This is a genomic window from Perlucidibaca aquatica, from assembly GCF_001676655.1.
In the GTDB taxonomy this organism is placed as follows: domain Bacteria; phylum Pseudomonadota; class Gammaproteobacteria; order Pseudomonadales; family Moraxellaceae; genus Perlucidibaca; species Perlucidibaca aquatica.
In genome coordinates, this window is sequence record NZ_LZDB01000002.1 from 440,787 (window position 1) to 455,581 (window position 14,795).

Genomic DNA, 14,795 nt, shown 5'->3' on the forward strand with positions numbered 1-14,795 from the left:
CAGAATCGCTTATATGAAATCAGTCAACTTCGAGTTTCTCCGCACCGGCAACGAACTACTGGCGAACCTCGGTGGCCTCGCTGAAGCCGTCCTACATATCGATCCGGGTAGTGCACTCACTCGCCTGCGCAGCTTCGCAGAAGAGTTAACCAAAGCTATTTACAAGGAAGAGCTGCTGCCACGTATGCCGCAGTCAACCTTCTACGATCTGGTGAAAAACTCGGTGTTTACGGATTGCGTCAGCAAGTCGTTGGTTCACCAGATCAATTTCTTGCGTATCCAGGGCAATGACACCGCTCACGGTGCGGAAGGTGACCTGCGCGATGCACAGCTGGCACTGAAGACCGCGCATCAACTGGCCATGTACATGGCCATCAAGTACTACGGCATCGCACAAGCCGATATTCTCCCCTTTGCAGAGGTGCAGGATACGACAGCGACTCTAGCCAGTTTGCAAAAGACCGTCTTCAGCTATGAGAAAGAGCTCAATCAGCAGCAGGAAGAGCTGCAGCGCGTCATGGAAAAGCTTGAGCAGGAGCGCATTCGCAATCTCGACAAGCTGGAGCCGCCTGCCAAGCCTGACCAGCAAAAGCGTCAGCAGCAGAGCCAAAAGGTTGCAGACAGCCTGCAGTGGAACGAAGCTAAGACCCGCGCTCTGCTAATCGACGCCATGTTGGTGCAGGCGGGCTGGGATATTGGCAATACCTCGCAGGTCGGTCAGGAAGTGGATGTCGATTTTCCTGATAATTACTCCGGCAAGGGCCGTGCGGACTATGTGCTATGGGGCGACAATGGTCAGCCGCTGGCCGTGATCGAGGCCAAGAAATCAGGCAATGTCAGCCTACAGGCCGGGCGCGAGCAGGCCCGCATGTATGCCGATGGGTTTGAGCGCATGGGCATGCAGCGCCCAGTGATTTTCTACAGCAACGGCTACGAGACCTTCCTCTGGGACGACGCGCAGTACAACACCTACCGTCCGGTGTATGGCTTCTACAGCAAAGACAGCCTTGAATACCTGATCTACCAGCGCCAATACCGCAAACCGGAGCTGGAGCGACATAACCCGGATCTGAACATCGCTGACCGCCCGTATCAGATCGAAGCGATCAAAACGGTTGCCGCACACTTCCAGCAGCAACGCCGCCGCGCACTAATTATACAAGCCACCGGTACTGGCAAGACCCGCGTGGCCATTGCCTTGGCCGAGTTGCTGCTTCGCACCGGTTGGGCCAAGCGCGTGTTGTTTCTGTGTGACCGCAAAGAGCTGCGCGTTCAAGCCGATGATGCCTTCAAACAGAACCTGCCCAGCGAGCCGCGCTGCGTGATTGGTGAAACTAACAAGGTGGATCAGACTGCACGTGTTTACATTGCTACTTACCCGGGCATGATGAACCGCTTTGCGCAGCTCGATGTAGGCTTCTTCGACCTGATCATTGCCGACGAAAGCCACCGTAGCATCTATAACAAGTACCGTGATCTGTTCGACTATTTCGATGCTCTGCAAGTAGGCCTTACCGCCACCCCGGTGAAGTTTATTAGCCGCAACACCTTCGATATATTTGACTGCGAGACCACCGACCCGACCTTCGAGTTCGGTCTCGATGCCGCGATTAACAACGATCCGCCTTACTTAGTACCGTTCCGCGTCAAAGACCTCACCACCGACTTCCTGCGCGATGGCATTCACTACAACGACCTGAGTAAGGAACAGCAGCGTCAGCTCGAAGCAGACCTAGGCGAGGTAGAGGCCAAGCGCACCACCATCGCTGGCAAGGACATCGGTCGCAAGATCTTCAGTGTAGACACCGACCGCATCATCCTGGAAAACTTGATCAACAACGGCCTCAAGGATGAGACCGGCTCACTTGTCGGCAAGACCATCGTCTTCGCTCAGCGTCAAGACCATGCTGAGCATCTGGAGGCGCTGTTCTGCAAGCTCTACCCACAGTATGGCAGCAAAGTCTGCAAGGTCATTCATAACGCCATTCCTCATGTGGAGACGCTGATTAAGGAATTCAAAAAGCCCGGCAACGACTTCCGCATCGCCATTTCGGTGGACATGCTTGATACCGGCATCGACGTGCCCGAAGTGGTCAATCTGGTCTTTGCCAAACCGGTTAAGTCTTGGGTGAAGTTCTGGCAAATGATTGGCCGTGGCACACGACTGCGTCCTAACTTATTTGGTCAGGGTAAGCACAAAACCGAGTTCCTCATTTTCGATCACTACGGCAACTTCGACTTCTTCGAGCAAGAGTACGAAGAGCCGGAAGATCATGGCAGCAAGTCGCTCCTGCAGACTACCTTTGAAGCACGTCTGGATCTGGCGCAGGTGGCTCTCAAGCACAACCATGCCGCCGCCTTTGATGCCGCTATCGCGCTGCTGCGTGCCGACATCAATGATCTTCCGGAGAGCAGTGTCGCAGTCAAACGTGAGCTGCGAGCGGTGCATCAGTTGCAGCAGGGTGGCCAGCTGCAAAAGTTCGACGCCAAGACCCAGCACCTGCTGGCGACCACCATTTCCCCACTGATGTCTGCTCGTGTGCTGCGCGACAAACATGCCACCGCGCTCGACAAACTCATTGCTGGTATCGAGCGCTGCCTGGTGGAGCAAGCTAGCTGTTTCGAGGATGGCAAGATCACCCTGCTGGCAGAGATCGACAAGCTCGCTATCAATATTCAGGCTGTGCGACAGAAGGATGCCCTGATTGAAGAGGTACGCAGTGCTATTTTCTGGAAGCAGCCGAGCATCGACAAACTGGAGAACGCTCGCAAGGAGTTGCGCGGCATCATGAAATACCGACAAACCAGCGGTATCGATGATTATCCCATGCCCAGTACACGCACTGGCGATGGTGGTTTGAAAGTGAATGAGCGTAAGGTAATTATTGCTGGTGCCAACGAAGTTATGATCTATCGGCGTCGCCTCAAGGACATCCTCGACGGTATGCTGGCTGCCAACCCGACCCTGCAGAAAATCCACAAGGGCGAGCCAATTGCCGAGCAGGAGCTGGACTCGCTCACTTCGACGATCCTCTCCAGCCATCCTGGTGTCAGCCTGCAGGTGCTCAACGAATTCTATGGCCGCACCGCCAGTGAGCTACAGCTGACCGTGCGCGAGCTGATAGGTCTGGATGTGCAAGCTATCGAGCAGCATTTCGCCCAGTTCCTGCATACCCACCCCAGCCTTACGGCCCAGCAGGTGCAGTTCCTGAACCTGCTGAAAAGCTACATCGCCCAGCACGGCAGCATCGTCATTGAAAAGCTCTATGACGCTCCGTTCTCCAGCATTTCCCACGAAGGCATCGACGGCGTGTTTACTCCTGACGATGTGGGTGAGCTGGTGTTTGTGCTAAAGCCCTTTTTGCGAGCGGAAACCCCTCTCAACAGTCACTAGGAGTGAACATGCAAGCCAGTCAATGGACGTCTGAGATAATCGTGATTTGCGCAGTGCTCGCCATCGCCGCAGCCGTCATCGGCTCTGTGCTCGCAACCCTGCGTCAAAGCCGGCAAGTTAACCAGCTCGGTGCACAGCTTGAACAAGCGACAGAGGTCAAGACTTCAACAGAAGCACAGTCGCAATTACTTCAGCGCCAGCTTCGCGAGTCAGAGGGTCGAAGCCAAGCGCTTCAAGTGGAGGAGGGTAAGCTCAAGGCGCAGTTTCAGGCGTCGATCGAAACCAACGCTCGCCTGATGCAAGAACTGCAGGATCACAAAGCGACTGCAAATGACCTGCAGATGAAGCTCGAGGAAGCTAGCCGACAACATCACGAAGCTGCCAAGCGCTTGGAGGCAGCACAGTCCAGTATTCACGGTCAGCAAGAGCAGATGAGGGAGTTGCGGGAACGTCTTGATACAACTAGTACGGCCAAATTCGCGTTACAGGAGGAGAGGGATCGCTTGAAAGATGCACTGGCGAATGAGGAAACTCGTGCCAAGGTGGCGGAGGCCTCTGAGCGTGATGCCCGCGCACAGTTGGCTGAAACCAAGCAGCAACTGAATCTACAAGTAAAGGCGTTTGGCGAGCTTCAGGAGCGTTTCAATACCTTGTCATCTGAGCACACCAAGCTCAAAACCACCCTGAGCCAGCGCGAAGAGCACCTCCAGGAGCAGATGGCGCAGCTCGCTGATGCGCGCAAGTCGCTGACCCAAGAGTTTGAAAACCTGGCTAACAAGATCTTCGAAGAGAAAGGAAAAACCTTCACCCAGACCAGCCAGACTAGTATTGATGGCATGCTCAAGCCATTCCGTGAGCAGATCGAGGGCTTCCAGAAACGTATCAACGATGTTCATGACGCGTCTCAGCAGGGCAACACCAGCCTCAATGGTGAAATCAAAAAGGTTCTGGAGATCGGTCTACAGATGAGCAAGGAGGCTAACAACCTCACTTCTGCACTTAAGGGTGACTCACAGCAGCGCGGCGCTTGGGGAGAGGCCCAGTTGCGTAGAACGCTGGAAATGAGCGGTCTGATCGAAGAAGCCCACTTCGAGGTGCAGAGCTCCTTCAAAGATGCCGAAGGTAAAAGCAAACAGACCGATTACTTGATCAAAATCCCTGATGGCAAACACATCATCATCGACAGTAAAGTGTCATTGAATGCCTATGATCGCGCTGTCAGTGCAGAGACACCGGAGGCCTATCAGCTCGCCATGGTCGAGCACGTTAAGGCAGTGCGGAAGCACATTGATGACCTAGCATCCAAGGACTACACCAACCTTGTTGGTATGCGCAGCCCCAGCTTTGTACTGATGTTCATGCCGATCGAGCCGGCTTACATTGAAGCGATGAAGCACAACAAGGATTTGTTCGAGTACGGCTACAAAAAAGGCATCGTGCTAGTTTCGCACACCACCCTCATTCCCATCCTGCGTACTGTTTCCAACCTGTGGATGATCGAGCGCAGCAATACTGAGGCGCGGGAAATCAGTGAGAAGGCTGGCGAAATCTATAACCAAGTCTGCACCGTGGCCGAGCGACTCAGTAAGCTGGGCGGTACGCTCAATACGGCCAGTAATCATTACAATAGCACTGTAACGGCCTTGGCCGGGCAGCAAGGCCTTTACGGCAAGATTGATCGCTTCAGTCAGCTATCAGCCAAAGTCAGCAAATCCTTGCCAATGCTGGAGCCTGCCCACATGGACTTTGAAAGTGAGCGGCTGTCACTGATTGTCGTACCCATCGACGACGCTCCTGAGCAAAACGAAAGCCAGCCACTGTTATCTGTTCATGCTCCCGAAGGCGAACAGGTCTCAGAGTCAGCCACCATACCTAAAGATGAATTCGAGTTCTCCTGATGCTTACTGGCAAAATCCGCAACGATATCGACAAGCTCTGGGAGAAATTCTGGACCGGCGGCATCACCAACCCGCTGACCGTTATCGAACAGATCAGCTACCTTATGTTCGCCCGCATGCTCGACATGCAGGAGGATGTGGCTGAGCGCAAAGCCAACCGCACTGGTAAGGGCTTTGCCCGCCTATTTCCCAATACGCCGGAGGGCCAACTGCTGCGCTGGAAGAACTTCCGCAACATGAGTGGCAAGGAGCTGCATAGCCACCTCAAGCAGAATGTCTATCCGTTCTTCGCACAACTCGGCGGTGCCGAAGGCGAGGGCGGTGAGCGTGAAGGGCTTGGCCATATCAGCGAGTACATGCAGGACGCCGATCTTGAGATCAAGAACGAGTCCGTGCTCACCTCCGCCGTGGAGATGGTCAACGATCTGCCGCTGACCCAGAGCGATGTAAAGGGCGACATCTACGAATACCTGCTGAGCAAGCTCACCACCGCCGGCATCAACGGCCAGTTCCGTACTCCGCGCCATATCATCGACGCGATGATCGAGCTGATTGCCCCGCAGCCCACCGACGTGATCTGCGATCCGGCTTGCGGCACCGCTGGCTTCCTCGCCCGCACCATGGAATACCTTAACCGCGTGCACTCCAGCCCGGAAGGCACCTTCACAGACGAAGACGGCAACCGGCACTACTCCGGTGACCTTCTCGAGCCCTACCGCCAGCACATCAACAGCCAGATGTTCTGGGGCTTCGACTTCGACACCACCATGCTGCGCGTCTCCAGCATGAACATGATGCTGCACGGCGTGAACGGCGCGAACATCCGCTACCAGGACTCCCTGAGCAAATCCATCAAGGAGCACTACCCGCGTCAGGAGCAAAACTTCTTCGACGTGGTGTTGGCCAACCCGCCGTTCAAAGGTAGCCTAGACGAAACCAACACCAACCCCGACGTGCTCGGCCTGGTGAAAACCAAAAAGACCGAGTTGCTGTTCGTCGCCCATATCCTCTGCTCGCTTAAGCTCGGTGGCCGTGCGGCGGTGATCGTGCCAGACGGCGTGCTGTTTGGCTCGTCCAAGGCTCACCAGCAACTGCGCCAGGAGCTGCTCGATAACAACCAGCTGGAAGGCATCGTCAGCCTGCCCAGCGGCGTGTTCAAACCCTACGCCGGCGTCAGCACCGCCATCCTCATTTTCACCAAGGGCGGCACCACCGAGCGAGTGTGGTTTTACGACCTGCAGGCCGACGGTTACTCCCTGGACGACAAGCGCACCGAACTGAAAGGCGAGGGCAGCAACGACCTGCCCGACGCCATCGCCCAGTGGCAAAAATACCGGCAGATGGTGGAGGGCAATATCAGCACCAGCACCAGCACCATCAACACCCTGTTTGGCGACAAGCGCAAAAAGGCCTTTGTCGTGCCGGCCGAAGACATCGCCGCCAACAAGTACGACCTCAACATCAGTCGCTACAAGGAAGTGGAGTACCAGCAGGAAGCCTTTGAGGACCCGAAAGTGATTCTACAGCGGCTTAAAGGGCTAGAGCAGGAAATCATGGCGTGTCTGGATGAGCTGGAGGAGATGCTGTGAGTTGGCCCAATTTTAAGATTGGTGATTTATGCACCTTAATGACCGGTGGAACACCTAGTACAAGTAGGCCGGAGTACTACGAAGAAGGAACAGTGCCATGGATTGTCTCTGGAGATATTCACAAGAAAGAAATATCTGATTGTGAGAAAAGAATAACGGGGCTTGCTGTTAAAGAATCCAATGCTCGTTATTTGCCGAGAGATAGTGTCCTTATTGCTTTGAATGGGCAGGGTAAGACGCGAGGGACGGTTGCCTTGCTCAGGATGGAGGGTGCGACATGCAATCAGTCGATTGTTTCTATAAATCCAAATGATAAGCAAGAATTGTCTTCAGATTATCTTTTTCATTATTTGAATTCGCAGTATCAGAATATTCGGAATATCACTGGTGATAAGGATCGTGCTGGATTAAATATGCCATTAATTCGGGAGATCACTATCCCCCTCCCACCCCTACCCGAACAAAAGCGCATCGCCGCCATCCTCGACAAGGCCGACGCCATCCGCCGCAAACGCCAGCATGCCATCCAGCTTGCCGAAGACTTCCTTCGCGCCGTGTTTCTTGACATATTCGGCGACCCGGTGACCAACCCGAAAGGCTTCAAGAAAGGCTCTATCACTGAGCTTGCTGACATCATTACGGGGCATGCCTTCAAAAGTGATGAATATGTCAGTGATTCAGATGTGGCTGTAAGGCTTTGTCGCGGAACTAATGTGCTGACGAGTTATTTTGATTGGAGTGATACAGCTTATTGGCCCAAAGATCAGCTTGCTGGACTAGAGAAATATCTTCTCTTGAGTAATGATATAGTTTTGGCAATGGATCGTCCGTGGATATCGAGTGGCTTAAAGGTTTGTATCTTTTCTGAGCAAGAAGTCGATACATACTTGGTGCAACGCGTGGCTCGCTTGCGGCCTAAGGAAGCTATATTTTCCGAATATATTTATTCTTGCATCAAGTCACAGGCTTTTGCGAGCCACTGTTGCCCAACAGAGACAACAGTTCCTCATATTTCGCCAGTCGAGCTTCGTGGGTATGAAGTTTTAATTCCGGACAAAAAAACAATTTATAACTACCATGTAATAGTGGGGAAAATTAAATCTGCTATTACAGGGATGAAGGAAGCGGCTTCATATGCTGGAATTACATTTTATTCTTTGAGTCAAAAAGCCTTTGCTGGCCAGCTCTAGACTTTAGATAAGGACCCCCCCCTATGCGCCTCAAGTCGGTCAAGCTTACTCATTTTCGCGGCTACCGCGCCACTACCGTCATTCCCATCGATGACGCCATGACTGGCATCGTCGGTCGCAATGACTATGGCAAATCGACTATTCTTGAAGCACTAGCCATTTTCTTCGAAAGTGGTGACATCAAGGCAGACAAGAGCGATATGAACTGCTTCACCCTAGGCGATGGGGCCGAGCAGTTTGAGATTGCCTGCGAGTTTGATGCCCTGCCTGAGACACTTGTACTGGATGAAAATGCAGAGTCCTCATTAGCGCGAGAGTATCTGCTCAACGCTGTGGGTGCACTCGAGATTGTCAAAACCTTCAAGGCAAGCTCCGGCAAGCTTGAGCGAACAGCCATCCTTTGTCAGCACCCTAACGATGAAGTGCTAGCCGGGTTGCTGAGCCTCAAGATGGATGCTTTGAAAAAGCTTGGCGGACAGCGCGGCATAGCAGAGCAAGTCGCTGATCAGCGTGTGGCCTCGCACTGGCGTCACGCAATTCGTGAGGCAGCAAAGCCCTTTGCCTGTCAGGAAATGTTGCTCGATGTTAGTAAAGGGATTTCGACTGACAATAAATCCATCTGGGAAAAAATCGAGGCCCAACTGCCCACCTTCGCTCTATTCAAGGCGGATCGTGAAAGCAGTGATGGCGATGTCGAGGCTAAGAACCCGATGCAGCAGGCGGTCAAGGAAGCGCAAGCTGCACTGCAGGATCAGATTAGCGCGCTGGAGCAGCAGATCGAAGCCAGTGTGCTGGATGTCGCCACTCGCACCCTCGATAAGTTGCGGGAAATGGCGCCCGAGCTGGCCAATGAGCTGACTCCGCGTTTCAAGGAAAAGCCCAAGTGGAGTTTCAGTTTCACGCTGGACGGTGAGAATGGTATTCCCATCAACAAGCGTGGCAGCGGCGTGCGCCGACTAATTTTGCTCAATTTCTTCCGCGCTGAGGCGGAAAAGGCGGTAGTGGGCTCTCAGCGTAATGTGATATATGCCATCGAAGAGCCGGAAACCTCTCAGCACCCCAACTACCAGATGATGTTGATGAAGGCGCTGCTGGAGCTCTCCAATCAGTCCAACCGGCAAATCATTGTCACCACCCACGTTCCTGCGCTGGCCGGACTGATGCCCATTGATGGCATGCGCTATGTCACCAAGGATGAAAATGGTATCCCTATCGTCAAGATGCCTAATGATGATGTGCTGAAGGAGGCCGCTGAGAGCCTGGGTGTGCTCCCGGAAACAGGGATGGAGAGGGCAAAGGGCGTCGTGCTGGTAGAGGGTAAATCAGACGTCACCTTTCTTCGCCATGTGGCCAATACCTTGAAGGCTGGTGGGCATCTCCAATCTAATCTTGAGGATGCCGGCATTGTTCCGATCCTGATTGGGGGCTGTGGCAGTGTGAAGCACTGGGTTACCCTCAATCTTGCTGATGACCTCGGGTTGCCCTGGTGCGTGTTTCTTGATTCCGATATCGGTGGCAGCCCGGAGCAAGTAGCTTCAATTGCAAAGCGCAAGAGGGAAGTCGAAGCCTGCGGGCGTTCCTTCTATTCAACGCGTAAACGGGAAGTCGAAAACTACTTGTGCCCTGACATGATTAATGCTCGAACCGGGGTAACTGTGAACTTCACTGACACCTGCGATGCGAAGAAGATAATTGGTAAAGCATTGGGTATTAAGGGCGATGATCTGATCGACAAGCTCTGGCCGCACATGACTGCTGAACAAATCCTTCAGCGTTCGATATACCAGGAGGGGGCTGAGCAGCGTTCGGAGCTTAAAGATCTAGTCGAGAATCTGCTGCGGTTAGTCTCTTGACTCAAAAGTGTGTTATGTCCCGGCCTCTGCCGAGCTAGAGGATAAAAGCTATGCGCATTACGGAAATCGCTCTTACTAACTTTCGCTCATTTCAGTCCACTCAGTCCATAGCGCTCGCTCCCGTCACCCTGTTGTTCGGACCGAACAGCGTGGGCAAAAGCTCGGTACTGATGGCGCTGTTCTACATTCAGCAGTTACTGGAAAAAGGGCAGTGCGACCCGCAGCGTATCGATGCATTGGGTGAAAAACACATTGGTGGCTTCAGGAGCCTTGTGAATGGCAGGGACCTCGCCAAGCGAATTATCATCAAGTTAACCTTGGACAAGTCTGGCTCCATCGGTGCCAGCTACAACCAGATTGTGGAGCTGGTGGCTGACGATTTTGGCCTGCCCGTTGACAGCCCTACGGCTGATGCCAACCATATGGCTGTGGAGTTTCATATCGCTTGGTCTAAAGCAGAGAATATGGCCTATGTGGCCTGCTACAAAGTCTGGCTAGATGACTGCCTGATTGCCGAGCTTGCCAGTGATGCCGGCCTCAAGCAGCCTGTTATTACTTGGCTCAATTATCGGCACCCGGCGTTGTTAAGTGAGACTGATCAGGATGAGTACGCGGATGGAGGCTTTGTCAGCCGCCTGCATGAGCTCCTCAACGCCAATCGCAAACCCGAGGTCGTGTCCAGAAAGGATTTTGGGCAGAGCAGCGAGGTGACTTTTGAGCATGCCGTAATCGGCTTCAAAGGGCTTGCCGGTGCTTTACCTGTGCTGGGGAAGCGGCTGGAGAGTGTCATTGAGGCAGATCAGCAGGCTCTGACTCTGCGGCTGCATGAAATACTCTCGGATGTGGTGGTCGCTCCTCTCGACAACCTACTTGTGTTGCTCAACGAGAGCCTGTGCATCGGGCCGTTGCGAGTTATCCCAGACGCCCTGCATCAGCCCAATCCCTACCCGCAGCAGAAGGACTGGTATTCTGGTGCCGCTGCGTGGGATGTCACAGGGCGATTGAGCGGAGCAAACATGGTCGCGCTTAATCATTGGTTGAATGCGTCAGGCACACTGAATCTCGGATATTTCCTACGTTCGAAGAACGTGTTGAGCCAAGCCATCTACTCGGGATGTATTGATACCGCTAGTGAGCCACATGAATTAGTTGAGACTTTCGGAGACTCTTTTAGTCAGGACTTCTCAGAAGCCAAAGCGCGGCATCTGGTGGCAGAAAAGTTTTACAACAAGTGGGTGCTGTGGGACGACCTCAACAAGATTGAGGTAGCCTTTTCCGAGGTAGGTGTCGGAATATCTCAGTTGTTCCCGCTGGTGGTCGCAACAGTAAAGGCCGAGCGGGGCATCATCGCTTGCGAGCAGCCGGAGCTTCATGTTCACCCAAGGATCCAGGTCGGCATCGGCGACTTGCTTACGCAGGCTAACAAGAACACCACTTTCTTGATCGAAACTCATAGCGAACACCTAATCCTAAGAATCTTGCGGCGCATTCGAGAAACCTCCGATTACGAGCTGCCAGCAGGTCTAAAGCCTGTTTCTCCAGACGATGTATCCATCGTTTATATGGAACCGGGTGCGACGGGCGTGAAAACCCGACGGATTGAAATAGACCGCACGGGCGAGTTCACCAGCCGTTGGCCACATGGCTTCTTCGCAGAGCGTGGCGAGGAACTGTTCTGATGCACGCCATTTTTGCTATCGAGCCTGAGGCTATCAATACATGGCCAATCTTTCGTTATGCTGTGGAGAAGTTTGGCTACAGCAAAGGGTTGTTGATCGCCCGTTATCCGGGTAAATGGGAGAAAATGGTTATAGAGGCATGTCAGCGCAATGGTGTCCCTGATGTCGACATGATGCGAGTGGTGGAGAAATTACAAGCAATCAAGAGTGACCGGCTTGTGAAAATGGGGCTTCCATACCGCGATGGTGGTTGGCGGGAAAATGTTGGTGCTGAAGATGTCTTAAATAACTTGTCAGCTGTCTTAGTACATGGCCGTGTCGAATTAAACAAGTTTCATTGCATTGATGATGCTCATGAGAACCTGTTTGATAATCGTCGAGACTTTCGTGTGAAGCGGAGTGCGGAGGCGTTGGCTGAGGCAGCTAAGCATGTTTTAGTTGCCTCTAATAGCGTTGTACTTGTGGATGGCTATTTCCAGTCAAAACGAAGGTGCACAAAAGTTCTTTGCGCTATGTTCGCTGCTTCTCAGCAAGCTGAGGCATTGCCTAATCAGGTAATTATTTTTTCAGACCATTCCAATGATCCGCGTTCCTGGGATGTTGTTCGTCAAGAGTATAAAGCCTTGCTTGGTGAGTGGATTCAGCGCGGAATTGACATCACTATTTTTCGTTTGGCTAGGGAGCAGTTAGACTTAGATATTCATGCGCGCTACCTGTTCAATCAGAAAGCTGGACTTCGATTTGATCGGGGCTTTGTTGAGCCCGAAGATCACGGACAGCGCGAGCATGAAACTGACGTCAGCTGCATAGATTCGACATTAGTCAACGGGCTATATGCGCGTTTCATTGATGGTCGAGAAAGTCTGAGTGTTGTTGACGAAATTGTTCTGGAGTAGCTATCAGCGAGATGTTCCGGGGAACCATCGGCAGTGCGCGGGTGATCCTCGCGAGGTCGCCGAAAGGTGCTGGGGCGCAACACGGGGGTTCTGATTCTGCTGCAAAGCACAAAAGCGTAAAAGCGTATCCGTGCCTTCGTTCAAATCCGTAGTTGAGTAGCGTTCAGTGGGTCGGCCTTGCTGATCCCTTCACCGTACCACACCGTTCTCGCCGTCAAGGACTGCGCGTGCTCCGCATGCTCGCGGCGGTGCCGTCTGCGATCCCTGACTGCTGCGCTGCGATGTGTTCCGCCGGTCTCGGGCAAATCCGCCCGCAGATCGGAGAAAGACCATGTCGCATTTCACTGTCGTATCAAACAACACACTCCTCGTGCGTGACGCCAATGGCGCGTATGCCCCGGCATCCATCGAGGACATCCTCGAAGCTGCTCGTCGGGTCATCGATCACAAGCTGCGGCGAGATGGCCAGTTCATCTCGCCGGGCGCGGTCAAGGACTACCTGCAGGTAAAGCTGGCAGGTCTGGAGCACGAAGTTTTCGCCGCGATGTTTCTCGACAATCAACACCGGCTGATCGCCTATCGCGAGATGTTCCGAGGCACGCTTGATAGTGCCAGCGTGCATCCGCGCGAAGTCGTGAAAGAGGCGCTGACGCTGAACGCAGGGGCAATCATCCTGTCGCACAACCATCCCTCCGGGCACCCGGAGCCAAGTGACGCTGATCGCCACATCACCAAGCGCCTGCAGGATGCCTTGGCGCTGGTGGAGGTGAGGGTGCTCGACCACATCGTGGTCGGTGGCTTCACGTCGGTGTCGTTTGCGGAGAGAGGGCTCATTTGAGCCCTAGGGGGCTTTGCCCCCCTTTTTGCTTCGGCTATTGCCGTGCGCGCATGAGTCACTGGCCCTGCGGGTCTGACTCACTCAATACCAGCATCAAGCCTACACAGGCCAGCCGAATGGCTGGGTAATGTCGAGAGCGTCACCACTGTACTGGAGCGCTCTCGAATGTCTGCGAATACCCCTAGGCTCACTATTCCTCTGGATGTTGCCCGCTTCCTGAACAATGCCGAGGCGGCGGCGTTTCTTCGGCTGTCGCCGCGCACGCTGGAGAAGCGTCGCATGCTCGGCGATGGTCCGCGATTTCGCAAGGTCGGGCGGCGTGTGATCTACGCGTTGGATGATCTGATCTGCTGGGCGGATGCCCGCAGCTTCGAGGCGACTTTCGATCCGGATTACGGCAAGCCACACCAGGTACAGTGAGGTGCTTGCCATGAAGCTATCCAGAAGCAAGTCTCAACCTGCGCCTGCTGGCGAGCCCCAGCTGGAGCTGTTTCGGGCGTTGCCGCCGGTGATGGCACCGCGCGATGCGCAGGACCTGATGGCGTATCCGTTCTTTGCCTTGGGCAAGTCGCGACGCGTGCAGCCCATCGACTTTCAGTCGGGCGCTGTTCGGGTGCGCGTGGAGGGCACGCTGGAGCATGGCCTGGCGACGATCTGGGATGCCGACATCCTAATCTGGGCGGCGAGCCAGATTGTTGAGGCGCGCGATCTTGGTCTGCGCACCTCGCGGCTCATGCAGGCCACGCCCTACGAAATTCTGACTTTCATCGGCCGTGGCACTTCGCTGCGCGACTACCAGCGGCTGAAGGCGGCGCTCGATCGCTTGCAATCCACCAGTGTGGCGACTTCCATCCGCGAGACCACCGGGCGTCGTCTGCATCGTTTCTCGTGGATCAACGAATGGAAGGAGCTAGCCGACACTGATGGCAAGCCCTTGGGCTTGGAGCTGGTCCTGCCGGATTGGTTCTATGCCGGCGTGCTGGAAGAGGCGCTGGTGCTCACGATAGATCCGGCTTATTTCCGGCTGGGTGGTGGCATCGAGCGCTGGCTGTATCGGCTGGTGCGCAAGCATGGCGGCCGTCAAAAGGGTGGCTGGCATTTCGCGTTTCAGCATCTCTATCTCAAGTCGGGCTCCATGGCCCGCTACTCGGATTTTGCCCTCGATATTCGCCGCATCGTGGCCCGTCAGGTCTTGCCGGGCTACCGATTGGGTGTGCGTTTGCGGGCAGACGGACACGAAACTTTGACCTTCCAAGCGCATGCGGAGCCGGGTGCTCCAGCGTGCTCTGTCGGATGATAAAACGGAGGATAACCTGTGATCACTATCGTGCTATCAGGCGCAGCCAGGCTCGTGCTATCAGGCGCAAATGACTCGTGCTATCAGGCGCACAACTCAGGCTGCAGCCCTTGTGCCGTCTGCGTCTCAGCGCCCCTTAACTTATATAACTATAAAAGAAT

At 54.2% G+C, this 14,795-nt stretch carries 10 protein-coding genes; all 10 read left to right on the forward strand.

From position 1 onward, the window contains the following. The first annotated feature begins 13 nt into the window (after positions 1-13). On the forward strand, positions 14-3,394 hold the full coding sequence (locus tag A8710_RS05695) for a DEAD/DEAH box helicase family protein (RefSeq protein ID WP_068858569.1): 3,381 nt from the start codon (positions 14-16) through the stop codon (positions 3,392-3,394). An 8-nt stretch (positions 3,395-3,402) separates the two neighbouring features. Further along, the gene (gene rmuC, locus A8710_RS05700; protein ID WP_068858570.1) at positions 3,403-5,292 is read left to right on the forward strand and encodes a DNA recombination protein RmuC; all 1,890 of its coding nucleotides are present in this window, start codon (positions 3,403-3,405) and stop codon (positions 5,290-5,292) included. Further along, the gene (locus tag A8710_RS05705; RefSeq protein ID WP_068858571.1) at positions 5,292-6,881 is read left to right on the forward strand and encodes a type I restriction-modification system subunit M; all 1,590 of its coding nucleotides are present in this window, start codon (positions 5,292-5,294) and stop codon (positions 6,879-6,881) included. The genes rmuC and A8710_RS05705 overlap by 1 nt, the downstream gene beginning before the upstream one ends. Continuing rightward, complete coding sequence (locus A8710_RS05710) at positions 6,878-8,071, forward strand: restriction endonuclease subunit S (protein ID WP_068858572.1); 1,194 nt, start codon at positions 6,878-6,880, stop codon at positions 8,069-8,071. Before A8710_RS05705 ends, A8710_RS05710 begins: the two co-directional genes overlap by 4 nt. Before the next feature lie 23 nt (positions 8,072-8,094). Continuing rightward, the gene (locus tag A8710_RS05715; RefSeq protein ID WP_068858574.1) at positions 8,095-9,924 is read left to right on the forward strand and encodes an AAA family ATPase; all 1,830 of its coding nucleotides are present in this window, start codon (positions 8,095-8,097) and stop codon (positions 9,922-9,924) included. 50 nt (positions 9,925-9,974) lie between these two features. Continuing rightward, on the forward strand, positions 9,975-11,603 hold the full coding sequence (locus tag A8710_RS05720) for a DUF3696 domain-containing protein (protein ID WP_094078674.1): 1,629 nt from the start codon (positions 9,975-9,977) through the stop codon (positions 11,601-11,603). Further along, on the forward strand, positions 11,603-12,499 hold the full coding sequence (locus A8710_RS05725; RefSeq protein WP_068858575.1) for a hypothetical protein: 897 nt from the start codon (positions 11,603-11,605) through the stop codon (positions 12,497-12,499). The genes A8710_RS05720 and A8710_RS05725 overlap by 1 nt, the downstream gene beginning before the upstream one ends. A gap of 331 nt (positions 12,500-12,830) precedes the next feature. Then, positions 12,831-13,337 (forward strand): RadC family protein, encoded by a 507-nt coding sequence (radC, locus tag A8710_RS05730; RefSeq protein ID WP_068858576.1) that lies wholly within the window; start codon positions 12,831-12,833, stop codon positions 13,335-13,337. Positions 13,338-13,502: 165 nt separating this feature from the next. Next, positions 13,503-13,757 (forward strand): helix-turn-helix transcriptional regulator, encoded by a 255-nt coding sequence (locus A8710_RS05735; protein ID WP_068858577.1) that lies wholly within the window; start codon positions 13,503-13,505, stop codon positions 13,755-13,757. Positions 13,758-13,767: 10 nt separating this feature from the next. Beyond that, positions 13,768-14,634, forward strand: coding sequence for a replication initiator protein A (locus A8710_RS05740; protein ID WP_068858578.1), 867 nt, complete (start codon positions 13,768-13,770; stop codon positions 14,632-14,634). Positions 14,635-14,795: the final 161 nt, after the last annotated feature.

What these genes read in the sequence shown, in the direction of transcription:
- A8710_RS05695 (WP_068858569.1), top strand. Translation starts at nt 14, where the DNA reads ATGAAATCAGTCAACTTCGAGTTTCTCCGCACCGGCAACGAACTACTG.
- rmuC (WP_068858570.1), top strand. Translation starts at nt 3,403, where the DNA reads ATGCAAGCCAGTCAATGGACGTCTGAGATAATCGTGATTTGCGCAGTG.
- A8710_RS05705 (WP_068858571.1), top strand. Translation starts at nt 5,292, where the DNA reads ATGCTTACTGGCAAAATCCGCAACGATATCGACAAGCTCTGGGAGAAA.
- A8710_RS05715 (WP_068858574.1), top strand. Translation starts at nt 8,095, where the DNA reads ATGCGCCTCAAGTCGGTCAAGCTTACTCATTTTCGCGGCTACCGCGCC.
- A8710_RS05720 (WP_094078674.1), top strand. Translation starts at nt 9,975, where the DNA reads ATGCGCATTACGGAAATCGCTCTTACTAACTTTCGCTCATTTCAGTCC.
- A8710_RS05725 (WP_068858575.1), top strand. Translation starts at nt 11,603, where the DNA reads ATGCACGCCATTTTTGCTATCGAGCCTGAGGCTATCAATACATGGCCA.
- radC (WP_068858576.1), top strand. Translation starts at nt 12,831, where the DNA reads ATGTCGCATTTCACTGTCGTATCAAACAACACACTCCTCGTGCGTGAC.
- A8710_RS05735 (WP_068858577.1), top strand. Translation starts at nt 13,503, where the DNA reads ATGTCTGCGAATACCCCTAGGCTCACTATTCCTCTGGATGTTGCCCGC.
- A8710_RS05740 (WP_068858578.1), top strand. Translation starts at nt 13,768, where the DNA reads ATGAAGCTATCCAGAAGCAAGTCTCAACCTGCGCCTGCTGGCGAGCCC.